This window comes from Yersinia vastinensis, assembly GCF_044905075.1.
Lineage (GTDB): Bacteria > Pseudomonadota > Gammaproteobacteria > Enterobacterales > Enterobacteriaceae > Yersinia > Yersinia vastinensis.
Map to the genome: position 1 here is coordinate 3,087,792 of NZ_CP173260.1, position 24,943 is coordinate 3,112,734.

Here is a 24,943-nt window from a genome sequence, read left to right on the forward strand (position 1 = left end):
GATTCGTTACAAAACTTTTATAGGGCAGTTGCAGAAATATATGTCCAGCGCCTCCTCCTCCCGCCTTGAGATGCGGAATATCTCTATCTCGTTTTCTGGATTTCAGGCTCTACAACAAGTTGATTTCACGCTAGAAGGCGGCTCTACCCATGCGTTAGTGGGGGCTAACGGTGCAGGAAAATCGACCTTGATGGCGATTCTTTCCGGTGCCCACAGCCACTATCGCGGTGAAATCTATATTGACGGTCAGCAGATTGATATTCATTCTCCTCGGCAAGCAAAGCAGCACGGTATTCATGTGGTTCAACAAGAGGTTGATGTTGCGTTAATCCCCACCCTGTCTGTCGCAGAAAATATTATGCTGGATACGCTGGCGGAACGTGGGCATCTGTTTAACTGGCCGCAACTTTACCGTCAAGCTGAAGCCTTGCTCGACCAGCTTGATCTTAAACTGAATGTGCGCCAACGGCTTGAATCCTGCACATTGGCGGAGAAACAGCAAGTGCTGTTAGCCCGCGCACTATCCCACCAATGCCGTTTTCTGATTTTGGATGAACCCACCGCGCCACTGGATCAAGAAGAGAGTGCGCGCCTGTTTCGTGTCGTTCGTCGTTTGCAATCCGAAGGGATGGCCATTGTTTTCATTTCACATCGTATCCATGAATTGCGTGAAATTTGCGATCAACTCACGGTGCTACGCGATGGTCGCCGTGTCAGCCATGATGTGATGGGCGATCTGACGGGTGAGCAAATTGTAGAGAAGATGCTTGGCCATACTTTGGATGATATTTTCCCTCCTCGACGGACAACATTTAGCCATAAAACTCTGCTATCCGTCAGAGGGCTACATGATCAACATAAACTGCGTGATATCTCCTTAGTACTACATGAAGGAGAGATTTTAGGCATTGCTGGGTTAGCCGGTGCGGGCAAAACCGAATTGTGCAAAGCGCTGTTTGGCGCCACGCCCAGTCGGGTTGAACAAGGTGAATTACAAGGGAAAGCCTGGAAGCCCCGCTCACCTGAAAAATCAGTTATACAAGGGCTGGCACTGGTACCGGAAGAGCGACGTAAAGAAGGTATTTTTATTCACGAAAGCATTCCGATGAACCTCAGTGTCGCCGCTGATGACAGTTTTTCTCGCTGGAGTCTTTTTAGCCGTCGTCAAGAGTTGAGTTGGGCTAAAGAGTTAATCCAGCGCTTGGGGATTCGCACCTCATCACCGCAACAAAAACTGGCCCGTTTATCTGGCGGAAATCAGCAAAAAGTGGCTATCGGTAAGTGGTTGCGCGGTAATGCACGAGTGTTGATTTTTGATGAGCCAACCAAAGGGGTGGATATCAAAGCCAAACAGGATCTGTTCGCTCTGATTGACGGATTGGCCCAGCAGGGAAAAGGCATTATTTATGCGTCCGGTGAATTTTCAGAATTGGTCGGTCTATGTGATCGTATCTGCGTGCTGTGGGATGGGCGTATTGTCGCCGAGCTAAATGCCGCAGATATCGACGAAGAAACATTATTACTATTTTCAACCGGAGGAACCCCTCAGTGAGTAAAGAAATATCCCTGCCGGACGCGCAGCCATGGCGTCACCAGCTGTTTGATTTTCTCTACAAATGGGGGATGTTACTCACCGTTGTGGCGCTGATCGCGTTATTTGGCTTGGCATCAGACAATTTTCTTGATCCAAACAATATCATCAATATCTTGCGGTCCATCGCTATTGTTACAGTGATTGCCATCGGTGTGTCCATCTCACTGTCCGTTGGTGGTTTCGACTTATCGGTCGGTTCTACCGCCTCACTGGCTAATGCCATTGTGATGTCGCTGTTTGTCTGGTACGGCTTTGGCACCACCGGGGCTATCATTCTGACACTGTTGATTTGTACTCTGGTGGGGTTATTTAACGCGTTTCTGATTGTGGTACTGAAAATCCCCGACATGCTCGCGACCCTTGCCAGCCTGTTTGTGATTCAGGGTGTAGCGATGACCTACAGCTACGGCGGCTCTATCACGCAGAATATGTTGCTGCCAAATGGCGACATGGCGGAAGGCGTCATTCCTGAGATGTTTTCAGCGCTGGGACAAGTACCTGTAATCGTGATAATTATGTTGGTCGTCACGATTATAGTGCAGCTGTATTTGTCACTAACCAAACATGGCCGACGAATGTATGCCATGGGTGGTAATCCAGAAGCGGCCCGTTTAGCGGGGATCCGCACCGTGCGCTATCGAGTACTGGCCTATGTGTTTTCGTCACTGTTGGCGGCGCTAGGCGGGATTCTATTGGCGTCACGTATAGGCTCATCGCAAGTCAATGCTGGCGGTGGTTACCTGATGGATGCTGTGGCAGCAGCTTATATTGGTTTTTCACTGGCAGGTTCAGGCAAGCCTAATGCTATTGGTACTCTCATTGGTGCCGTGATTCTAGGGGTGCTGCAAAACGGGTTAGTTATGCTGTCAGTGCCTTATTATGCGATGGATATCATCAAAGGGCTGGTATTGGCGATGGCCTTGGCACTGACCTATATTCATCAGAAACGATGATACTTAACGGTGTATTGAGTCAAAGGGCTAGCGGCACTTAGCACCGCTAGCCATTTGATATCATTAGTTTAAAGGCATTCTTTCGGGGTCAGGATAAGCATATTCAAATCCCAACTCGCTGCAAATCTTACTGCCATCGATCTCACGGATGGGCTCTTCAATATCGTCAGGTGCAAATTCGGGCGGCGTCAATTGCAAAGCCCGTGCACAAGCAGGATAAAAGTCACGCTTACGCGGGTGCATTGGCGCACACAGATTGTAAATATGACCGCCTCTTGGCAAATTAAGCAGCAACTCGATTGCGGAGATGACATCTTCCTGATGCACCAGATTCACCCCCTGCGAACCACCTTTCACGTTAGTTTTGCCTGCGAGGAAACGCCCAGGATGGCGATCGGCCCCCACAAGCCCGGCCAGCCGCAAGATATCCACCGAAGTATTTGGCAATTTGTGCAGCCAAAGTTCGAGTTCCTCTAGGGTTTTGCCTGCTGTGGTTACCGGTTGCAACGGCGAACTCTCTTTGATACGGCCACGGGTATCGCCATAAACCGAGGTGGAACTGGTGAAAATAATGCGCGGCACACCAAATGCTAGTGCACTATCGACCACCATCTGCACCGCTTGAAAATACTGCGCGCCACCGTCAGTGGTACGACTGGCTGGCAAGGTGATAATCAGGACATCGGCCGACATCAGTTGTGCCAAATCATCCGGTTCACAAATCAGTTCCGGTGTCAGTTGCAATTGATAACAATCAATCCCACTCATTCTGGCAGCATCAACGCCATCGGGTGTTGTCTTACTCCCTACCACCTGAACACCACGGCGAATCAGTGATTGCGCTAAAGGCAGGCCTAACCAACCAAGACCTATAATCGATACCTTTTTCATTGTCATCATCTCCAGAATGGCTTCACCCTAAACTTACGCCAATAATTAAAAGCTAACAATTGCCATACCATGGTATTGACTTGTTGTTGAGTAATCTGATTGATTTCTCTAAGGATATGCGCAAAGGAAAGATCTACCGCAGCCATACTCTGATGGCTGCGGCTGATTTTATAACGATCTGGGAATTCGTCAACTTACCTAGATTGGCAAGGGACTTAAGCCGTAGTTCTTCAAAACTCAAGTTAGGTGGGTGTCCATCCAATTAACCGCCCTTGAGGAATATAGATTACAACTCCCCTTACTTGACTAGTCGATTTTTATTGACTGTCTTACCATCTACTGAGAGTTCAGCATAGCCGGTATCTAATATGTCATTGACGGCAAGCCGCCCTCCCACGTCAACACGCAACTGATGCTTATTACTAAAGGTACCCGGACTGGTTAGACGGACACCGGTCCAGGCAAATGTTGAGTAATGCTCACTCAACTTTTTCTCCTGACTTGCCATGAACGCGGGAAGCGACGACATATCAATTTTATCAAGAGAAATTAAGTAGTTATTGAGGTTGAATTTTGATGAATCACCACTCACGCGGATCTCTACCTGGCGTGGGCTTTGAAACTCACCGGTTCGAGTATCCATGCGCATGTTTAACAATCTATTCGCGTTTTCCGGGTTCAGGTAAGAGACACTACAAGTCGTCATCGCACCTTGCGGCTCCTTAGTACTACGGGACTTAATTTCCCCCCCAGAAGAAAAAAATGTACTTAATGTTGAAACCTTTGTCTCATCACCAAGCTTTTCTTTAACTTTCTTAAGACAAATATCTATTCCGTCTGATAATGAGTATTTATAATTTTTAACTGTATCAGTGGCATATAAAGGAGAATGAAAAAATATTGTTGTTCCAGCAATGGTCGATAAAATGTTAAGTTTAGTAAATACTCTCATAAAAATCCCTTTTAGGTGGATAGTACACTCAATATAATGAATATGATTAAAATAAATAATGTCCGCGCTCAATAAATTTGCTGATGATCTTGTTATACATTTATGTGGATTTTGAGTATCTAACTGCCTGACGATTCAGTCGTTTTATCTTGCTGTAAAGATTGATTTTTTCACGTTAATTCGTTGTATGTAACGCCTGGAGAGCAGATATATACAAGCTTCAGACTCTATAAAGGAAGTCGTCTCAGCTAATTAAGTACACTTTGTCGTTTACTTTAAAATATGGAGCACAATATGTTTTTTTCAAATAATACCTTTGAACTGTTTATGAAGAACCCGTCAAGATATTTAGGCACATCAGGCATTGTTTGCGGGATTTTACTTTGTATTGAGTCTATAAGAAGCTATTTTATGGAAACCGATCTGTTTGGAATGCCAAATTATCAGACTGGAAATGTAAACTCATTGTTATATTTATTCTCAACCGGCGTTATAGTCATGCTAATAGGTATTTACTTATATAGAAAATCCATCCTTCATATCAAATAATCAATATAACTGAACTATGAGGATGTACCTTGCCAACCTGTTGGCCACCATTCCCCCAGAAATTGGCGTGCTTATTTATTTGACCTTCTTCGCCCAGTTTCAGCACCGCAATATTAGCCGCCCCGCCCTGTTAGACCGTCCCATCCATTGTGGCAGCAAAGTCTTTGGCATGCAGACCCAATTAGCTTCCACAAACGGCTGGAGTTTTCATAAAACATGCCAGTTTTTCATTCATCGGCACAAGAGTCGTCCGTAATAACTTTCTGCTTAAATTATCCAAAATAGAAGAGATAATCACCGAAAGACAAGGCACAATCAGCAGATAACGTACCGCACTTACTTTGAAATAAAACAGCTCAATGAAAAAAAGGTTGCGCCCTACCCGCTTAATGGTTTACGTTGATTGACAGAAATTATGGCACGTTCTAAATATGGCTATTTTAGCTATGTAAGAAAGCCCAAACAGAGAAGCTACTATGAATCGCGTTCAATTTAATCACCATCATCACCATCATCCTGACTAGTCTTGCAGGCCGATGTGTGCTGGAAGACGGTTAACGAATCTTCCAGGTGGCGTAGAACGCAATAGAGAAAGCCCTCGGAAGATTATCTTCCGAGGGCTTTTTTGTTGTCCACGATTTTATAAAATTAAATTAATGAGTTAAGAGGATTACCATGCTAGATAAAACACGTTTGCGCATTGCGATGCAGAAATCAGGCCGCCTGAGTGATGATTGTCATGAATTGCTATCGCGCTGCGGGATTAAAATCAATTTACAACAACAGCGCCTGATCGCTTTTGCTGAAAATATGCCAATTGATATCCTACGTGTACGTGATGACGATATCCCAGGGTTGGTGATGGATGGCGTGGTTGATCTGGGCATTATTGGGGAAAACGTGCTGGAAGAAGAGTTACTGAGCCGCCGCGCTCAGGGCGAAGATCCTCGTTACTTCACCTTGCGTCGTCTGGATTTCGGTGGCTGCCGCTTGTCACTTGCCGCCTCACTTGATACCGAGTACACCGGCCCGCAGTGCCTGCAAAATAAACGCATCGCCACCTCTTACCCACACATTTTAAAACAATATCTTGATAAGCAAGGCGTGACGTTCAAATCTTGCTTATTGAACGGTTCTGTCGAAGTTGCCCCACGTGCTGGTTTGGCTGATGTTATCTGCGATTTGGTATCAACCGGCGCCACACTGGAAGCCAATGGCCTGCGTGAAGTCGAAGTCATTTATCGCTCTAAAGCGTGTCTGATTCAGCGTGATGGTGAAATGCCGACTGAAAAGCAGCAGCTCATTGACCGCTTAATGACCCGAATTCAAGGTGTAATTCAAGCACGTGAATCTAAGTACATAATGATGCACGCTCCGAGTGAGCGTCTGGACGAGATAATTACCCTACTACCGGGGGCTGAACGCCCTACCATTCTGCCATTGGCCGGTGATAAGAGCCGCGTGGCTATGCACATGGTGAGTAGCGAAACACTGTTCTGGGAAACCATGGAAAAACTGAAGGCGCTGGGTGCCAGCTCCATTCTGGTCTTACCGATTGAAAAAATGATGGAGTAACCCATGCAGCCGACGAATTTCAATACCTTAATCGACTGGCAGCAATGCAGCGAAGAGCAGCAAAAAACGCTGCTCAGTCGCCCGGCGATTAATGCTTCAGACCGGATTACCGCCACAGTAAGCGAAATCCTTGACCGAGTAAAAGCCGAGGGCGATAGTGCCTTACGCGACTTCAGTCAACGCTTTGATACTGTGAAAGTTAATGATATCCGTATCAGCAGCGATGAAATAGCCGCTGCCGCCGGGCGCTTGAATGACGATATTAAACAAGCTATGGCACAAGCGGTACGCAATATTGAAATCTTCCACAACGCACAGAAAATGCCGGTGGTGGATGTTGAAACTCAGCCGGGCGTACGCTGCCAGCAAATCACTCGCCCAATTGCCTCCGTCGGCTTATATATTCCCGGTGGCTCTGCTCCGTTGCTCTCTACGGTATTGATGCTTGGGACTCCCGCACGCATTGCCGGTTGTCAGCGAGTTATTTTATGTTCTCCACCGCCAATTGCTGATGAAATTCTGTACGCTGCGCAATTGTGTGGGATTAAAGAAGTGTTCCAGATTGGTGGGGCGCAAGCTATCGCCGCCATGGCTTTCGGCAGTGAATCCGTGCCGAAAGTGAACAAAATCTTCGGGCCGGGCAATGCGTATGTGACTGAAGCGAAACGACAGGTTAGCCAACGACTGGACGGCGCAGCAATTGACATGCCAGCAGGCCCGTCAGAAGTGTTAGTGATTGCCGACAGTGGTGCCACACCAGCGTTTATCGCCTCTGACTTGCTGTCCCAGGCCGAACATGGCCCGGATTCACAAGTGATCCTGCTGACCCCGGATGCCGCAATTGCTCAAGCTGTTGCCGAAGCCGTTGAAGAGCAACTCAAACAGTTATCGCGTGCGGATATCGCCCGTCAGGCACTCGAAAGCAGCCGCTTAATCATCACTAAAGATTTGCAGCAATGTATTGATATCAGCAATCAATACGGCCCAGAGCATTTAATTCTACAAATACGTCAACCAGAAGATGTTATCGACCAAATTGACAATGCCGGTTCGGTCTTTATGGGCGACTGGTCACCCGAATCTGCAGGTGACTATGCCTCTGGGACTAACCATGTGCTGCCCACCTATGGCTATACCTCGACCTATTCCAGCTTGGGCTTGGCTGACTTTGTAAAACGAATGACCGTGCAGCAATTAACTCCACAAGGCTTGTTGGGTTTGGCATCGACCATTGAAACGCTGGCGCAAGCTGAACAACTGACCGCTCACAAAAACGCCGTTACCCTACGTGTCGCTGCCCTGACAGCCACCAATAAGGAGCAAGCATGAGTAAGTCTGCCAATGTCACTGATTTGGCCCGCGCCAACGTCCGCGCACTGACCCCTTATATGTCTGCTCGCCGTTTGGGGGGAAATGGCGATGTGTGGCTCAATGCCAATGAATATCCACTGGCGAGCGAATACCAACTGACTGCACAAACGTTCAATCGCTACCCTGAGTGCCAGCCAACGTTGGTTATTGAACGCTATGCCGCTTATGCAGGATTAGAGACAGAGCAGGTCTTGGTCAGCCGTGGCGCTGACGAAGGTATCGAACTGTTGATTCGCGCTTTCTGTGAGCCGGGTAAAGATGCCATTCTGTTCTGCCCTCCGACTTATGGTATGTATGCCGTGAGCGCCGAAACCTTTGGTGTTGAACGACGCACCGTACAAGCTAAAACAGATTGGCAATTGGATTTACCCGCCATTAAAGAAAGTTTGGATGGGGTGAAACTGATTTACGTTTGTAGCCCAAACAACCCAACAGGCAACTTAATCAACCCCGCTGACTTACGTGAAATACTGGAACTGGCACAAGGCCGCGCTATCGTGGCTATCGACGAAGCCTATATTGAGTTCTGTCCACAAGCCTCAGTGAGTGGTTGGTTAAAAGATTATCCGAATTTAGTCATTTTGCGTACCTTATCGAAAGCCTTTGCATTAGCGGGTTTACGTTGTGGCTTTACACTCGCCAACAGCGATATCATCCAACTATTGCTTAAGGTGATTGCGCCCTACCCATTATCTACACCGGTTGCTGATATTGCCGCACAAGCACTCAGCCCGCAGGGCCTTGAGCAAATGCGTCAGCGGGTAAATGAAGTCCGAGCCAATCGCGAATGGCTACAGAATGCGCTGCAAGACTGCGCCTGTGTTGAACAAGTATTTACTAGCGAGAGTAACTATTTACTGGTGCGCTTCACTGCCTCGAGCAGTGTGTTCAAAACACTGTGGGATCAAGGCATTATTTTACGTGACCAAAATAAACAGCCAAGTTTATCCAACTGCTTGCGCATTACTATCGGTACCCGTGAAGAGTGTGAACGCGTTATTGCGGCTCTGGCTCCTCTGCCCGGCATTGATAGCACGAATAAAACTAATACCTCCAGCCTCCGTAAGGAAACAATATGAGCCAGAAATTTCTTTTTATTGACAGAGACGGCACCCTGATTGCGGAACCACCAGAAGATTATCAGGTTGACCGGCTGGATAAACTGGCGCTGGAGCCAGACGTTATTCCAGCACTACTGGCATTGCAAAAAGCAGATTACCGCTTGGTGATGATCACGAATCAAGATGGTTTAGGTACCAGTAGTTTCCCACAGGAAACCTTTGATCCGCCGCATAATTTGATGATGCAAATTTTCAGTTCTCAGGGAATCAATTTTGAGCAAGTATTAATTTGCCCACACCTGCCATCAGATAACTGTGCTTGTCGGAAGCCAAAAACAGCCTTGGTTGAAAGCTATTTGGCCGAAGGCGTGATGAACAGTGCCAACAGCTATGTGATAGGCGACCGCGAGACTGATTTACAGCTCGCTCAAAATATGGGTATCAACGGCCTGCGTTATCAACGTGACGGCTTAAATTGGTCGCAAATTGCCAAGCAACTCACCCAACGCGACCGCCATGCTCATGTTAACCGTGTCACCAAAGAAACCGCTATTGATGTTGATGTCTGGCTAGATCGCGAAGGCGGCAGCAAGATCAAAACCGGTGTTGGTTTCTTCGATCATATGCTGGACCAAATTGCCACTCACGGCGGTTTTCGTATGGATATTCAGGTCAGCGGTGATCTCTATATTGATGATCATCACACTGTGGAAGATACCGCGCTGGCACTGGGTGAAGCCATTAACAACGCACTGGGTGATAAACGAGGTATTGGCCGCTTTGGTTTTGTACTGCCAATGGATGAATGTCTGGCACGTTGCGCACTGGATATTTCTGGCCGCCCACACTTGGAATACAAAGCTGAATTTAACTACCAACGCGTCGGCGATCTGAGTACCGAGATGGTCGAGCACTTCTTCCGCTCCCTCTCCTATGCTATGGCCTGTACCCTGCACCTGAAAACCAAGGGTCGCAACGATCACCACCGGGTAGAGAGCCTGTTTAAAGTATTTGGTCGCACCTTACGTCAGGCTATCCGCGTAGAGGGTAACACCCTGCCAAGTTCCAAAGGGGTGCTCTAATGGAAGTGGTGATTCTGGATACCGGTTGTGCCAACCTCTCCTCTGTCACTTACGCGGTGCAGCGCTTAGGTTATGCGCCGGTAATCAGCCGTGACCCAGAGATTGTGTTGCGGGCCGATAAGCTGTTTCTGCCCGGTGTGGGTACCGCCCATGCTGCAATGGATCAACTGAAGCAGCGTGAGCTTATCGAGCTGATAAAAAGCTGCACTCAACCGGTTTTGGGCATCTGCCTCGGTATGCAATTGCTGGCTACCAGCAGTGAAGAAAGTGGCGGTATCGAGACACTCGGTATTATTGATACTCCGGTAAAACAGATGACGGACTTCGGTTTACCGCTACCGCATATGGGTTGGAATCAGATAACCCCTCAGGCGGGGAGTCATCTGTTCCGTGGTATCCCAGACGGAACTTATTTCTACTTTGTGCACGGATACGCAATGCCAATATGCCCAAATACCATCGCCCAAGCCAATTACGGCGAGCCGTTTACCGCCGCAGTCGAAAAAGACAACTTCTTTGGTGTGCAGTTTCATCCGGAACGCTCCGGAGCGGCTGGAGCCCAATTGCTGAAAAACTTTCTGGAGATGTAAGCACCATGATTATTCCCGCTTTGGATTTGATCGAAGGCAAGGTGGTGCGTTTGCATCAGGGCGATTACGGCCAACAGCGTGACTATGGCAATCACCCATTGCCACGCTTACAAGATTATCAGCAACAAGGTGCTCAGGTATTACATTTGGTTGATTTGACCGGTGCCAAAGATCCCGCTGCCCGCCAAATCCCGCTATTGCGCGAGTTACTGGCCGGTGTTGATGTGCCCGTACAAGTGGGGGGGGGTATCCGCAATGAGCAAGATGTTATTGCCCTACTAGAAGCCGGTGCGACGCGCGTGGTGGTTGGTTCAACCGCCGTTAAGCAACCCGAAATGGTACAACAATGGTTCGAGCGCTATGGTTCTGAAGCCATTGTCTTGGCGCTGGATGTACGCATTAATGATGCAGGTCGCAAGCAAGTGGCCATCAGCGGCTGGCAGGAAAACTCCGATGCTACGTTAGAGCAAATTGTCGAACAATTTTTGCCGTTTGGCCTCAAACATGTGCTCTGCACGGATATCTCCCGTGATGGTACGTTGAGTGGCTCGAATGTCGAACTGTATCAGGAAGTCTGCCAGCGCTATCCACAAGTGGCATTTCAGGCCTCCGGTGGCATTGGTTGTTTGGATGATATCGCTCGCCTACGTGGCAGTGGTGTACAAGGCGTGATAGTGGGCCGGGCGCTACTGGACGGTAAGTTCAATGTGAAGGAGGCGATTGCATGCTGGCAAAACGTATAATTCCTTGTCTGGATGTAAAAGACGGTCAAGTGGTTAAAGGCGTCCAGTTCCGTAATCATGAAATCATTGGTGATATCGTACCGTTGGCGCAGCGTTACGCGCAGGAAGGCGCCGATGAACTGGTATTTTACGATATCACCGCCTCCTCCGATGGCCGTGTTGTCGATAAAAGCTGGGTATCACGAGTCGCTGAAGTGATTGATATTCCTTTCTGCGTTGCAGGGGGAATTAAGAGTGTTGAAGATGCCGGTCAGATCCTGACTTTTGGTGCTGATAAAATCTCCATCAACTCACCAGCATTGGCTGACCCTACGTTAATTACCCGACTAGCCGACCGCTATGGCGTACAATGTATCGTCGTTGGTATTGATACGTGGTATGACGAGGAAAGTGATAGTTATCAGGTTTATCAGTTTACTGGTGATGAAAAACGCACCAAAGCTACCACCTGGCAGACCGAAGATTGGATCAAAGAAGTCCAATTACGCGGGGCCGGTGAGATTGTGCTGAATATGATGAATCAGGATGGCGTGCGTAACGGTTATGATTTGCGTCAGTTGAAACAGATGCGGGCTATCTGCCATGTTCCTCTGATTGCTTCTGGCGGTGCCGGAACACCAGAGCACTTCCTCGAAGCATTCCGAGATGCCGATGTTGACGGCGCGCTGGCAGCATCTGTGTTCCATAAGCAAATCATTAATATCGGCGAATTGAAAAAGTATTTGTCTGAACAAGGCGTGGAGATAAGAGTGTGTTAAGCGAACAACAAGTTAACCAACTAGATTGGGAAAAAGTCGACAACCTGATGCCAGCTATCGTTCAGCATGCCGTATCCGGCGAAGTTCTGATGATGGGGTATATGAATCGGGAAGCGCTAGCGGTAACTGAAGAGACGGGAAAAGTGACCTTTTTCTCTCGAACTAAACAGCGCCTATGGACTAAGGGCGAAAGCTCTGGTCACTTCCTCAATGTCGTAAATATCTACCCTGACTGCGACAATGACACGCTATTGATACTGGTTAACCCTGTCGGCCCGACCTGCCATTTAGGCCATAATAGTTGTTTTGCGCCGGCAGCTAGCGATTGGAGCTTCCTATATCAATTAGAGCAGTTGTTGGCATCACGTAAATCAGCAGATCCGGCCAGTTCTTACACTGCCAAACTCTATGCCAGTGGCACTAAACGCATTGCGCAGAAAGTGGGGGAAGAAGGTGTCGAAACCGCCCTCGCCGCGACGGTAAATGATCGCGAAGAGTTAACGAACGAATCCGCCGATTTGATGTATCACTTATTGGTATTATTGCAGGATCAGGATTTGGATCTGAGCAAAGTCATTGGTCGTCTGCGGGAACGCCACGAGAAGTAATTTTCCTGTGCACGTATGAAAGATAAAAAATGCCCCCGAAGGTTTCACTGCGGGGGCATTTTTATTGCGGTAAACCACCCATCAACGCATGTACTCAAGGGCACTTTGGCCGCTTAATCACGCCACCAAACCAAGGTGTTGCGAGCAACATTAGTCTGGGGGCACCCAGCGCACAGGAACCCGGAACGTACACGTAGTAAGTGAGGAGTCCGAACACTGCGCAATCCCAGAAGGGCAAAGCGCAGTAGCCGAAAGACGGATTACTCCATCCATTCGGTGTGGAATACACCTTCTTTATCTATACGCTTATAAGTATGTGCACCAAAATAATCGCGCTGCGCCTGAATCAGATTGGCGGGCAGCACTGCGGAACGGTAACTATCATAGTAGTTAATCGCCGCGGAGAAAGTTGGCGTCGGGATACCATTTTGAACAGCGTAAGACACTACATCACGCAGTGCTTGTTGGTATTCATCAGCGATTGTCTTGAAGTAGGGTGCCAGCAACAAGTTAGCGATATCTGCATTTTCTGCATATGCATCAGTGATTTTCTGCAAGAACTGAGCACGAATAATGCAACCCGCACGGAAAATCTTAGCGATTTCACCATAATGCAGATCCCAGTTATTTTCGTCAGACGCCGCTTTCAGCTGAGAGAAACCTTGTGCGTAAGAAACAATTTTACCCAGATACAGTGCACGACGGATTTTTTCGATAAACTCAGCTTTATCACCGGCAAAAGGCTGTACTTTAGGACCAGTCAGCACTTTAGATGCAGCTACTCGCTGATCTTTCAACGAAGACAAATAGCGAGCAAACACTGATTCCGTGATCAATGTTAATGGCTCACCCAAGTCCAGAGAACTTTGGCTGGTCCATTTACCTGTACCTTTATTCGCAGCTTCATCCAGAATCACATCAACCAGATATTTACCATCTTCATCTTTTTTGGTGAAGATATCTTTGGTGATATCAATTAGATAGCTGTTCAGCTCACCTTTATTCCACTCAGTAAAGGTACTTGCTAATTCTTCGTTGCTCAGGTCCAAAGACTGTTTCAACAGAGAATAGGCTTCAGCGATCAATTGCATATCACCGTATTCGATACCGTTGTGAACCATCTTCACGTAATGACCTGCACCGTCTGCACCGATATAAGCAACACATGCTTCACCATCGTCGGCACGAGCAGCAATCTTCTCAAGAATTGGTGCAACCAGTTCGTAAGCTTCTTTCTGACCGCCAGGCATGATTGAAGGGCCTTTCAATGCGCCCTCTTCGCCACCGGAAACGCCGGTGCCAATAAAGTTAAAGCCTTGCTCAGAAAGTTCACGATTACGACGGATGGTGTCTTTGTAGTAAGTATTACCACCATCAATCAGAATGTCACCTTTATCAAGATGTGGCGTCAGTGAGGCAATTGTCTTATCCGTTGCTTCACCCGCTTTCACCATCAGCAGGATACGGCGCGGTTTTTCCAGTGAATCAACAAACTCTTCAACGGTATAACTTGGCACCAGATTCTTACCTGGATTCTCAGCGACCACTTCGTCGGTTTTATCTGATGAACGGTTAAAGATAGAGACGGAATAACCACGACTTTCGATGTTGAGCGCCAGGTTACGGCCCATCACCGCCATACCGACAACGCCGATCTGTTGTTTGGACATTAAAAAAACTCCTGTCTGAAGGATGACACCTGTTACCGGCTATGAGGCCAACAGGTTTTTGATGTGGGAAACATGTTAACTCAGGATTATGTCAGCTGGGTAGTGATTGGTGCGATAGATAGCACAACTGACCAGTTGCTGTCCGCAATGGTTTGCTTTCCCTGACTGAGCGTTAAACATGATTCAACTCATTAAGACGAATGACACAAAAAAAAAGCAATCACATGGATTGCTTTTCATTTATCTTAAATCGCAGCCTAGGCTAAAAAATCTTTTAACCAAGCTTTAAACTCAGCGCCTTGCTTTGGATGACGTAATCCATAAGCAACATATGCTTGCATATAACCTAATTTCTCACCGCAGTTATAAGATTGCCCGGTTAAAGCAACAGCGTCGACCGGCTTTTCCTCTGCTAATGCGTCAATGGCATCAGTCAATTGAATGCGCCCCCATGCCCCGGGCTTGGTTTTCTCTAATAACGACCAAATATCGGCTGACAGCACATAACGCCCAACTGCTGATAGATTTGATTGTAAGTCAACCGGGCTTTGTGGTTTCTCAACCATGGCTTTAATTCGACTGCTCTCACCGGGTGCCAGATCTGGCTTTTCACAAGAGATTACCGAGTAATTTGAAAGCGCTTCTGGTTCAACCGAATGCACTAATACCTGGCTAGTACCTGTTTCTTCGAAACGTTTGACCAATTGAGCAAGATTATCCCGAGTCAAATCTGATTTCGCATCATCAATCAGAACATCTGGCAGTAACACAGCAAATGGCTCATCCCCCACCAGTGGCTTGGCACAGAGCACCGCATGGCCCAAACCTTCAGCATGCCCTTGACGAATATGCATAATAGTCACCCCCGGCGGGCAGATAGACTGCACTTCGTCCAATAGCTGGCGCTTAACGCGGGCCTCCAGCATCGCTTCCAGTTCATAGGAAGTATCAAAATGGTTTTCTACCGCATTCTTTGATGAATGGGTTATCAAGATAATCTCTTTAATACCGGCAGCAACACATTCGTTAACTACATATTGAATCAATGGCTTATCAACAATAGGCAGCATTTCTTTTGGAATGGCTTTCGTAGCAGGGAGCATTCTCATGCCTAAACCCGCCACAGGGATCACTGCTTTCAATTTGGTCATAATTAACCTACTGATTTCTTGTGAAAATTTAAAATCATTCTACATACAGCCACTAACTCATGTTAGTTGATTTGCTGTTTTAACCAAGCCGAAAAATTTTCACCTTCGGTATTATGACGAACACCATAGGTGACAAATGCCTTCATGTAGCCAAGTTTATCGCCACAATCGTGAGACTTACCCGTCATATGGAAAGCTTCTACAGGTTCTTGCTCCATTAACATCGCAATTGCATCCGTAAGCTGAATTTCATCCCCTGCACCACGGGGTGTCTTCTTCAATAGTGGCCAGATATCTTTTGACAACACATAGCGCCCGACCACCGCAAGGTTAGACGGTGCATCAGCTACGGAAGGTTTCTCAACAACTGCTGTCATCAGGGTGCTCTCACCTGGTGCTAAATCGACATGACCGCAGTCTGCAATACCATATTTAGAAACATCAGCTTGTGGTACTGGCTCAACCATAATCTGGCTACGCCCAGTTTCCTCAAAGCGCTGAATCATCTTGGCAAGATTTTCTTTAGATAAATTGGCTGTTGAATCATCAAGTAAAACATCAGGTAGCAGTACAATAAACGGATTGTCTCCCACCATAGGTTGAGCACAAAGGACTGCATGACCTAAGCCTTTGGCATGACCCTGTCGTACCTGCATGATAGTGACATCCGGTGGGCAAATGTTTTTAATTTCCTTTAATAACTGCCGCTTAACTCGTGATTCCAGAGCCGCTTCCAATTCAAATGATGTATCAAAATGGTTTTCTATCGCATTTTTGGATGAGTGGCTAACCAGCACGATCTCTTTAACCCCGGCGGCAACACATTCATTCACGATATATTGAATCAGGGGCTTATCGACCACTGGCAGCATTTCTTTCGGAATCGCCTTGGTCGCCGGCAACATGCGGGTGCCAAGTCCTGCGACAGGAATGACTGCTTTCAAACACTTCATTTGTTATGACCTCTTCAACTTTAAACAGTTAAATCTGGTGGGATTAGTTCTGTGAACGAAACGCAATAAACTAGGATAATTCATTATTCATTTATCTGTATCCAAGCTTACATCAGAAAGTTCCTGATTACATTTATAAAATATCAGCAGATATTTCATAAATTAATCATAACAAAGAGAAACGAATAAATATTATACTGTTAAAAACATTCATTTTAAAAACACACATAAAAAAGATACATTAAATCATCTAGCCATTATTTCATTATATAAATCGATATAACTTGAAACCATTTTTTCAGAGGTGAAGTTTTCTAGATAACGATTTCGGGCATTACGGCCAAACTCTTCTGATAACTCAATATTATCCCACAACTGATCCATCGCTAATCTTAATGCTGCAGGATCTGATGGAGGGACAACCAATCCAGTGTGTTGATTGATATTAATGAAAGTCGTTCCTGTCCCAATTTCACTTGAAATTAAGGGCTTACCGTACATAGCACCTTCTAACAAAGTGATACCAAAAGCCTCAGAACGTAAGTGAGAAGGAAAGACAACTGCAGAGCATAGAGTTAACAAAGCCGTTTTATCTTCATCAGATACCGCACCTAAAAAATGAATATTTTCAATTTTTAGTTCTTTTGCCTGTTTTTTTAATTCAGACTCAATGGGCCCCGCACCAACAATAACAATCGGGTAAGTTGAGTTTTTAGCTGCTTCAATAAGAATGTGTAAACCCTTATAATAGCGAAAAGCTCCGACAAACAAAAAGAAACGAGAACCAAATTTGTTTTTCCAAAACTCAAGACGACTCGGTGTTGGTATCGGATAAGATTTCTCATCTAGCCCATAAGGAATAACACTAACTTTATGTGAAAACTTCTTCAGTGTTACACTGGTTGCCACATAATTAGGAGAAGCGGCCACAATATGTGAAACATCACCAAGAAACAGATTCATTAGTGGTGCATATACTTTTAATATGTTTTTTTGCTTAACAATATCAGAATGATAACTAACAACAGTCGGCTTTTTAATACCCGATAGAAAGTGAACCATATCCATAAAAGGGAATGGAAAATGATAATGGATAATATCAGCCTGTTGAGCTAGCTTTTTAAAATCCCTTAATGCCTGAAAGGAAAAAGGGGTTGATGCTGCTTCAAAATTTATTGGAGAACAATATGCCGTATGCGATTTTATTCTCTGATTAGAGATACTACCTCGTTTACTTAAAGAAAGAACTGTCGAGTCAATACCTCTATTTGCACCACCCTCGCACAATTGGAAAATAACTTGCTCAATACCACCAAATGAATCCGGATAATATGTTTTATAAAAATGCAGTACTTTTAACATTATATTGTCATACCTGCTTATAGGCTTTTATTGTTTCTTGAGCACATTTAGCCCATGAAAATGTTTTCGCTCTGGAGAGGCCTAATTCTATTGATCGACTACGCCAATTTTCATCTTCCAGACTTTTAATAATAGCGGTAGTCAATCCCTCAACATCCAGCGCATCACACATCAAACCCGACTCACCTAAAACCTCAGGCAATGAGGCCGCATTTGAGCAAACAACAGGTACTCCCGAAGCCATAGCTTCTAGAACTGGTAACCCAAACCCTTCATATAATGAAGGAAACAGAAAGGTTTTTGCCCCAGAGAAAAGCAGAGGTAGTTCTTCCGAACTCAGGTAACCAAGATACAATAACCACCCTTGTTGGGCGGCTAGTTCAAAGCGACGGTGCAAGACATCACTATTCCAACCAGAGAAACCACAAATTACCAATGGATATTGGGTGCGCATCTTCAACGGAATGCGCTCATAAGCATCGAGTAAAGTTGCTATATTTTTTCTTGGTTCGATTGTTCCTGTAAATAACGTATATTGACCTGCAATTAAGTTCAATCGGCCCATTAAACTTTGCAAAGAAGCATATTCACGAGGATAGAAATCACCACTACTCGCTAATGGTGCTGAGACTATTTTCTCGATAGGATAATCAAAATACTCTGCTAGCTCTTTGCGGGTAAATTCAGAGTCTGTAATTAATACTTTAGCTCTTTTTAACGTGAGTAATAACTCTTTTTGCATATAGCGAACACGATTTTCCGGATGACATTGAGGCCAAGTAAAAATGGAAAGATCATGAAAAGTAGCAACAGCATTAGGAACACGGGGAGGTAGATAAAAGTTTGGACTATGATAAATAAAACTATCGTAAGATCTTAAAGCTAGACTCTTTAGCCAAGGTGCAGAAAGACGATATAGCTCACTGGCGACTACGCTATTTTTGACAAAAGTTTTTACTTTTGATGTCGGACTCGATTTAACATTTATACTAGATAAATCTCGAGATATCCTTCTTCCTTGCAAAAAAAGAAGATCTGAAATTTCATTATTACCCTGTAATTCTCGAGCTAACTCATAAGTATAACGACCAATCCCAGTCAAAGGATATTTAATAGGATCAGTACCAAAAATAACTTTCATTATTAAGCTTCCAGCATCCAGCGCAAAGTCTCTTCTAATGGTGGGGTATTCCATCCATCAACAATACTTTGTAATTTACTAGAATCTCCACATAACGTTTTCACTTCATTAGCGCGAACAAAAGCGGGATTAACATGAATAGTTAGATTATGCGAGGTGATTTCTTCACATATATTAATAACTTCGCGTAAAGAATAAGTTCTACCTGAACAGACATTAACAATTTCGCCAATAGGTTTGGCTAATAATAATCCCAAATAAGCTTTAACTAAAGCTCTTACATCTGTAAAATCACGCCATACATCCAAATTGCCTAACTCAATTTCATTCGCTTTACGTTTAAAGTGAGAAACGATCTTCGGTAGCAAGAAATTATCTGTTTGTCCTACGCCAGTATAATTAAATGGACGAGCAATGATAATTGGCAATTTTTCTGACCAAAGTTTAGCCATATATTCCATAGCTAACTTACTAACAGCGTAATCATTTGCCGGATTCACCACTGCCGTTTCACTCAACATCCCTGCTTGTGTATTACCATAAACATTGGCACTACTTGCAAGTAAGACTGCTTCAATACTGTTAGCTGCAGCACTAATAGCTGCCAGTAAGTTTCGAGTTCCGACAATATTTACATCATAAAAAGCGGCAGGGTTACCATGACCAACAAAAGCAATAGCCGCAAGGTGAACCACAACCTGAGGTTTTACCTGTTCAATAACAGAAGTTAGTCCATCCACATCCATTAGATCTACTTGAAAATAGTCGAGATCGTTTGAAGGCTGAGAACCTAAACCATATACCCGGTAACCGGCGGCGGATAGCTCCGCCGCCATATAATGGCCCGTAAATCCCTGAATACCGGTGATCAGGGCACGCTTGCCATTCATTATCATCAGAATGAGAAACCTTGTTTATTCCGACGAAGATCTTCTTCTACCATCATTTGGCAGAGTTCTTCTAATGTTGTTTTTGGTTCCCAACCAAGCACATCTTTTGCTTTTTGTGGGTTCCCAATCAATAATTCAACCTCAGCAGGGCGGTAGAACTTAGGATTCACTTTAACCAAAGTTTTTCCTGTTACTGTATCGACCCCGATTTCATTTTCATCTTTCCCTTCAAAGCGTAAATTAAAGCCAGCAGCTTTGAATGCCATAGAAACAAAATCACGCACAGTTTCAGTACGGTTGGTTGCTAGAACAAAGGTATCAGGCACATCAGCTTGCAGCATTCGCCACATACCCTCTACATACTCTTTAGCAAAACCCCAATCGCGTTTAGCATCCATATTCCCTAATTCAAGAATATCCAATTTGCCTAATTTAATTTTTGCTACTGAGTCAGTAATTTTACGCGTAACAAATTCACGACCACGCAGTGGTGATTCGTGATTAAAGAGAATACCGCTGCAGCCAAAAATACCGTAACTCTCACGATAGTTAATAGTCATCCAGTGCGCGTACAATTTAGCTACACCATAAGGGCTGCGTGGGTAAAATGGTGTTTCTTCAACCTGTGGTATAGCTTGAACTTTACCGAACATTTCAGAGGTTGAAGCCTGATAAAAACGAATTTTCGTGTTAACAATACGAATAGCTTCTAATAAATTCAGTGGACCGATACCAGTAATTTCTGCGGTTGTTGCAGGTTGGTCAAAAGAAACACCAACAAAACTTTGAGCAGCCAAGTTATACACTTCAGTTGCTTGTGTAGTTTGTAATAAACGAATACTGGCAGAAAGATCGGTAAGATCATATTCGACTAAGTGTAGGTTAGGATGTTTATCAATACCTAACTCTTCAATACGCCAGAAATTAACCGAACTAGTGCGGCGATAAGTGCCATAAACTTTATAGCCTTTCTCAAGTAATAGTTCTGCGAGATATGCGCCATCTTGGCCTGTAATACCAGTTATTACTGCAGTCTTCATATTTTAATTAACCTTTAAGTTACAAAATTTAATCATTACTTTAATAGAAACCTAACTAGATGAGAAGCACTATCAGACCATGTTAGCCAAGATAAATTCTCTGATGTTGGATGAGTGTCATCTTTGTATTGCATAATCCATTCAATAATTGCATCAGAAAGCACGTTGGGGTCTTGAGAGTCAAAATAAAATGCATTTTCACCTACTATTTCTCTAAAAACAGAGATATCTCTGATAATTAAAGGTAGTGACTTCCTTGCTGCCTCTATTAGTGGGAGACCAAAACCTTCTGCTTCTGAAGCGAATATCAAGGCACTAGAAGATGAATATATAGAATTCAGTTCATTATCATCTACATGATCAAACCAAAAAAGATGATGATTTAACTCACTATGTTTTTTCAATTTTGAAACAATATTAGGGATAGTACGTCGGAGTTCATTTGGTAGTTGTAGCCACCCCTCTTTCCCTACAATAATCAAATTAACATCAATACCTTTATTCCATAATATGTCAAATGCTTCTAAAACTTGTAAATGACCTTTTCTAGGTTCTAGAGTACCTACCATTAAGAATGTTATTTTTTTATCTACTAGAGAAGCTGTTTGATTCTTTTTACTATTATCACTTGGTTTTACTGGAACAGCATCTATATCAGCTCCTAGGTGTGACCACCCAAGAATAACTTTATCTATATTAATATTATTTTTATCACACCAATTTTCATATGAATTAAGCACACTTTTTGATATGAAAACGATCTTCTCTGAAATAGATGTAATAACCTTTAACCACTCTTTAAAATTATCACTACTGCCTGGGGGGAAGAATTCAGGATTAGTGACAGGAAGAATATCATTGACCATAAAGCAAATCTTCATGCCTTTTTGTTTTAATTTTAAATAAAATCCATGTATATTTGCATCAACAACATCATCACAATTTAGATCTGAGGAAAATAATATATCACCCTCATAAAAGTCTACAGGCTCATCGTTAAAACAATCTGGCACTTTATTAAACAATTCTCTTACAAAACCATGAGCATGTTTTAATATATAATCATCATTAACTTTTTCCATATAAACAGGAAGGATAATCACATCATCAATGTTACGCTTAATTAATTCAGCTACAAGTGTTCTTGTGACTCGCTCAATTCCCGTCCGTAATGAAGTACGAGCAGTTGCAGTAACATCATAAAAAATTCTTTTTTTAGGTTTCAATATTGGAAACGTTTCAGCTAATGAACCAGCTAATTTATTAAGTTCGCTCTTATGACTAACAGATAGTTTTGCTAAAAGGGGTACTAAACTTTCTGGTGTACTATTATATATTTGGGTAATCTTCTTATAAAACATCTCTGCGCAATAATCTGGGGAATGGTTTTTATTGATATAACCCCTGGCTAAAGTAGATAATAACTCCCGTTGTTGTTGATTAGAGAATAGATTATTTAACGCTATGGTTAAGTCATCAATTTCAAAATCATCATTCAATCTATAGGCTATTTCACTACTAATTTCAGCCATAGAGCCGTTAGCATTGTATATTGTCGGTAACCCATAATTCAAACAATCTAGTAAAGCTGCAGATGTTTCACCACGTGAATGAGATCTTAATTGAATACCTATATCAGCAGAGATTAAATAATCATAATATTTTTCATCATCAACCCAGCCAGTAATTATAACTTTATCGCCAAGCTCAAAATTAGAAATTAATTCATCAATTAATTTTTTATAAGGACCACTGCTCTCACCGACAAATATTATTTTTACATTACTATGTTTAAGGCAAGAGTCATTAAATGATTTAATAATAACATCATTTAATTTTGAACTATCAAGCATTCCAAATGAGCAAATAATAAAATCATTTTCTGCTATATCTAGTCTTTTCCTGGCATCATACTTGGTTCTTTCAATTGGTTTTCTACGTAATAAAGGAATGACTTCCCAATTTTTAGTAACTTTTTTATCATACCAATGGCAAGCCAAACTATAAGAATAAGAAGAGTGCGTTATGATCCCTTTTGCAGCTGCTAATAAACTAAAGTTTGAAGGATATTTGTACATGATATATTCATCATCATCTTTCTCTGCTCGTTCAATAATCGCTGAATATCCATGTGAGAAGAATAACTCTCTTTCCCAAATACCTAAGCCTCCATCTCTAGATTCAATATATCTTAAATAATTACTCATGTAAAAATCATGCAGACAAACTACACCCGGAACGAGGGTAATTAATTTATGCATATATTCATGATATGGTGAATTTCCAAAATGATATAATATATGATCATAATTTTGAGAATTTTTTAGGAAATCATTTGAGTTAATAACCTTGATTCTATCATCTATAAATTTGCTTGTTATAACAGATTGCTCACAAACAACATCAATATCATAAAAACTCGCAAGATATGGTATCAAATCTTCGCTGTATTTAGCTATTCCAGTTCTTTCCGGAGAGAGTGGTGATATATAAGCCAATTTTAAACGACTTACAGATCTCTCGATATTAATAGCCTTGGTACTTTTATTTATTGATTCGAAAACTTGTAGTGCTTTTAAAGCGGTCTGATCCCATGAAAAATATTTTTTTCTTTCATTTTCTACTTTTTTCAATTTTTCATAAAGACTTTTATCAGTCATTACTCTTTCAATTTTACTAGCAATATCCGCAACTGAGAAAGGATCAAATAATGCATCTTCATCACCAATAACTTCAGGTAAACTCGAATTATTAGCACCAATTACTACAGCACCACAAGCCATTGCTTCAAGAGCAGGTAAACCAAATCCTTCATGCCATGAAGGAAAAATAAATAACGAACACAAATTATAGAGTTTAACTAGGTCATCATCAGAAATATAGCCCGTTATACGAATTTGATCTTCTATATCAAACTTCTTGGCTTCTGCAAGAATATTGTATCGCGAAATATCAGATAATTTTCCGGAAATAACAAGTAAATATTTATTTTTTATATGAACAGGAAGTAAACTATAAGCCTCGAGCAGGCGAGGTAAATTTTTTCTCTCATCGGCTCCCCCAGCATACAGGAAGGAATCTTTCGTTAAAAAATATTTAGTGGAGATATCTTCAATTACAATTTGTGAATATTCATTTTTTTTAAAAAGATCATCACAACCTGTTGAAACGTTGAAAATATTACCTTTTCTATCTTCTAAATATTTGTTACCTTCATTTTCTGTGAACTCTGATATTGCTAATAAAGCATCACATCTATTAATATAATTTATTTTTTCTAGATAAAAATTTTTATATTCTGGATTATGGTCGAGATAATTTTCTGGATTCTGTAAGGGGATTAGATCATATAATGTCGCTACTGTCGGTATTCTGGTGCTAAATTCATTCACACTTAAAATACTATTATCTAAGAAACCTTCGAACATAGTAGGAATATAGATAAGGTCAGGTTTAAGACTATAAATAAAAGCTTCTCTAATAAGCTTTGCATTTTCTATTCGCGTATGATCTTGATTGGCTTGATAACTTAGTGGGCCTGGAGAATACCAAAACTTAATATTCTCTCGGGAAATAATCCCATCAAAATTATCAAGCACAGAAGATATCGAATCAGTCATCGTACCATTAGCAACTAGAATAACATCATGATTTCCTTTGTTTTTAATAATTGCCTTGGTTATTAATAGGGTATATCTACCAATTCCACGAAAACGGCTAGCTGATTGAATTCCTTGCAGGTCAATGACTAATCGCATGCTATTTCCTTTTGGATCTAATATGGAAGTCCAATTTTATTCTCATATTTTTCGTATCATTTGATATATTTAATTCTTCATTGAGTCCCTTATATTTATAAATAACCCTCATAAGACTCGCTTTAAATTTAACATATATATTCCTATATAAATATCTTAATAAATCATAGCAGCCTATTTTTTTTGATAGGAGGACAATATAAATTTTCAAAATATATTCACCTAATTAACGCATTCTATTGGCGATGGCT

Annotated in this window: 21 protein-coding genes and 1 other annotated feature; of the genes, 11 read left to right on the forward strand and 10 right to left on the reverse strand. The window is 43.0% G+C overall.

Annotated elements, in window-relative coordinates; genetic code table 11:
• Nucleotides 1-40: 40 nt before the first annotated feature.
• A complete protein-coding gene (locus ACIOG0_RS14435; protein WP_050098535.1) occupies nucleotides 41-1,552 on the forward strand; it encodes a sugar ABC transporter ATP-binding protein in 1,512 nt (503 codons plus the stop codon).
• On the forward strand, nucleotides 1,549-2,547 hold the full coding sequence (locus tag ACIOG0_RS14440; protein WP_050098536.1) for an ABC transporter permease: 999 nt from the start codon (nucleotides 1,549-1,551) through the stop codon (nucleotides 2,545-2,547). The genes ACIOG0_RS14435 and ACIOG0_RS14440 overlap by 4 nt, the downstream gene beginning before the upstream one ends.
• Nucleotides 2,548-2,610: 63 nt before the next feature.
• Here the strand turns inward: ACIOG0_RS14440 and ACIOG0_RS14445 are convergent, their stop codons facing one another.
• Complete coding sequence (locus ACIOG0_RS14445; RefSeq protein ID WP_050140725.1) at nucleotides 2,611-3,438, reverse strand: SDR family oxidoreductase; 828 nt, start codon at nucleotides 3,436-3,438, stop codon at nucleotides 2,611-2,613.
• A 298-nt stretch (nucleotides 3,439-3,736) separates the two neighbouring features.
• On the reverse strand, nucleotides 3,737-4,390 hold the full coding sequence (locus ACIOG0_RS14450) for a hypothetical protein (protein ID WP_050140724.1): 654 nt from the start codon (nucleotides 4,388-4,390) through the stop codon (nucleotides 3,737-3,739).
• Nucleotides 4,391-5,415: 1,025 nt separating this feature from the next.
• Here ACIOG0_RS14450 and hisL point away from each other — a divergent pair.
• From hisL to hisIE, 9 genes are all read left to right on the forward strand, one after another.
• Nucleotides 5,416-5,463, forward strand: coding sequence for a his operon leader peptide (gene hisL / locus ACIOG0_RS14455; protein WP_002231208.1), 48 nt, complete (start codon nucleotides 5,416-5,418; stop codon nucleotides 5,461-5,463).
• Nucleotides 5,439-5,568 (forward strand) — a sequence feature (His leader region). (Overlaps the previous gene by 25 nt.)
• 46 nt (nucleotides 5,569-5,614) lie before the next feature.
• Nucleotides 5,615-6,514 (forward strand): ATP phosphoribosyltransferase, encoded by a 900-nt coding sequence (gene hisG / locus ACIOG0_RS14460; RefSeq protein WP_050098543.1) that lies wholly within the window; start codon nucleotides 5,615-5,617, stop codon nucleotides 6,512-6,514.
• A 3-nt stretch (nucleotides 6,515-6,517) separates the two neighbouring features.
• Nucleotides 6,518-7,843, forward strand: coding sequence for a histidinol dehydrogenase (gene hisD, locus ACIOG0_RS14465; protein ID WP_050098545.1), 1,326 nt, complete (start codon nucleotides 6,518-6,520; stop codon nucleotides 7,841-7,843).
• Nucleotides 7,840-8,964, forward strand: coding sequence for a histidinol-phosphate transaminase (gene hisC / locus ACIOG0_RS14470; protein WP_050098546.1), 1,125 nt, complete (start codon nucleotides 7,840-7,842; stop codon nucleotides 8,962-8,964). Before hisD ends, hisC begins: the two co-directional genes overlap by 4 nt.
• Nucleotides 8,961-10,028 carry a bifunctional histidinol-phosphatase/imidazoleglycerol-phosphate dehydratase HisB gene (gene hisB / locus ACIOG0_RS14475; RefSeq protein WP_050140723.1) on the forward strand — a complete coding sequence of 356 codons (1,068 nt, stop codon included), beginning with the start codon at nucleotides 8,961-8,963 and terminating at the stop codon, nucleotides 10,026-10,028. The genes hisC and hisB overlap by 4 nt, the downstream gene beginning before the upstream one ends.
• Nucleotides 10,028-10,618 (forward strand): imidazole glycerol phosphate synthase subunit HisH, encoded by a 591-nt coding sequence (gene hisH, locus ACIOG0_RS14480; protein WP_050098549.1) that lies wholly within the window; start codon nucleotides 10,028-10,030, stop codon nucleotides 10,616-10,618. Before hisB ends, hisH begins: the two co-directional genes overlap by 1 nt.
• Nucleotides 10,619-10,623: 5 nt before the next feature.
• Nucleotides 10,624-11,361: a 1-(5-phosphoribosyl)-5-[(5-phosphoribosylamino)methylideneamino]imidazole-4-carboxamide isomerase gene (gene hisA / locus ACIOG0_RS14485; protein WP_050098550.1), complete on the forward strand. Its 738-nt coding sequence runs from the start codon at nucleotides 10,624-10,626 to the stop codon at nucleotides 11,359-11,361.
• A complete protein-coding gene (gene hisF, locus ACIOG0_RS14490; protein ID WP_046051258.1) occupies nucleotides 11,343-12,119 on the forward strand; it encodes an imidazole glycerol phosphate synthase subunit HisF in 777 nt (258 codons plus the stop codon). Before hisA ends, hisF begins: the two co-directional genes overlap by 19 nt.
• Nucleotides 12,113-12,727 carry a bifunctional phosphoribosyl-AMP cyclohydrolase/phosphoribosyl-ATP diphosphatase HisIE gene (gene hisIE, locus ACIOG0_RS14495; RefSeq protein WP_050098551.1) on the forward strand — a complete coding sequence of 205 codons (615 nt, stop codon included), beginning with the start codon at nucleotides 12,113-12,115 and terminating at the stop codon, nucleotides 12,725-12,727. Before hisF ends, hisIE begins: the two co-directional genes overlap by 7 nt.
• 260 nt (nucleotides 12,728-12,987) lie before the next feature.
• Here hisIE and gndA read toward each other — a convergent pair whose 3' ends face one another.
• From gndA to ACIOG0_RS14535, 8 genes are all read right to left on the reverse strand, one after another.
• Nucleotides 12,988-14,397, reverse strand: coding sequence for an NADP-dependent phosphogluconate dehydrogenase (gene gndA / locus ACIOG0_RS14500; protein ID WP_050098556.1), 1,410 nt, complete (start codon nucleotides 14,395-14,397; stop codon nucleotides 12,988-12,990).
• A gap of 257 nt (nucleotides 14,398-14,654) precedes the next feature.
• Complete coding sequence (gene galU, locus ACIOG0_RS14505) at nucleotides 14,655-15,548, reverse strand: UTP--glucose-1-phosphate uridylyltransferase GalU (protein ID WP_050098558.1); 894 nt, start codon at nucleotides 15,546-15,548, stop codon at nucleotides 14,655-14,657.
• Between the two features lie 62 nt (nucleotides 15,549-15,610).
• A complete protein-coding gene (gene galU, locus ACIOG0_RS14510) occupies nucleotides 15,611-16,501 on the reverse strand; it encodes a UTP--glucose-1-phosphate uridylyltransferase GalU (RefSeq protein WP_050098561.1) in 891 nt (296 codons plus the stop codon).
• Between the two features lie 246 nt (nucleotides 16,502-16,747).
• Nucleotides 16,748-17,863, reverse strand: coding sequence for a glycosyltransferase family 4 protein (locus tag ACIOG0_RS14515; RefSeq protein ID WP_050098563.1), 1,116 nt, complete (start codon nucleotides 17,861-17,863; stop codon nucleotides 16,748-16,750).
• A gap of 7 nt (nucleotides 17,864-17,870) precedes the next feature.
• Entirely contained in the window at nucleotides 17,871-19,004 is a 1,134-nt protein-coding gene (locus ACIOG0_RS14520) for a glycosyltransferase family 1 protein (protein WP_128451091.1), read from the reverse strand.
• Nucleotides 19,005-19,006: 2 nt separating this feature from the next.
• Nucleotides 19,007-19,900, reverse strand: a complete 894-nt coding sequence (locus ACIOG0_RS14525; RefSeq protein WP_050140721.1) for a GDP-mannose 4,6-dehydratase — start codon at nucleotides 19,898-19,900, stop codon at nucleotides 19,007-19,009.
• Nucleotides 19,900-20,934, reverse strand: a complete 1,035-nt coding sequence (gene gmd / locus ACIOG0_RS14530) for a GDP-mannose 4,6-dehydratase (protein WP_050098574.1) — start codon at nucleotides 20,932-20,934, stop codon at nucleotides 19,900-19,902. The genes ACIOG0_RS14525 and gmd overlap by 1 nt, the downstream gene beginning before the upstream one ends.
• A 35-nt stretch (nucleotides 20,935-20,969) precedes the next feature.
• Nucleotides 20,970-24,692, reverse strand: a complete 3,723-nt coding sequence (locus tag ACIOG0_RS14535; RefSeq protein WP_404704870.1) for a glycosyltransferase — start codon at nucleotides 24,690-24,692, stop codon at nucleotides 20,970-20,972.
• Nucleotides 24,693-24,943 lie beyond the last annotated feature (251 nt).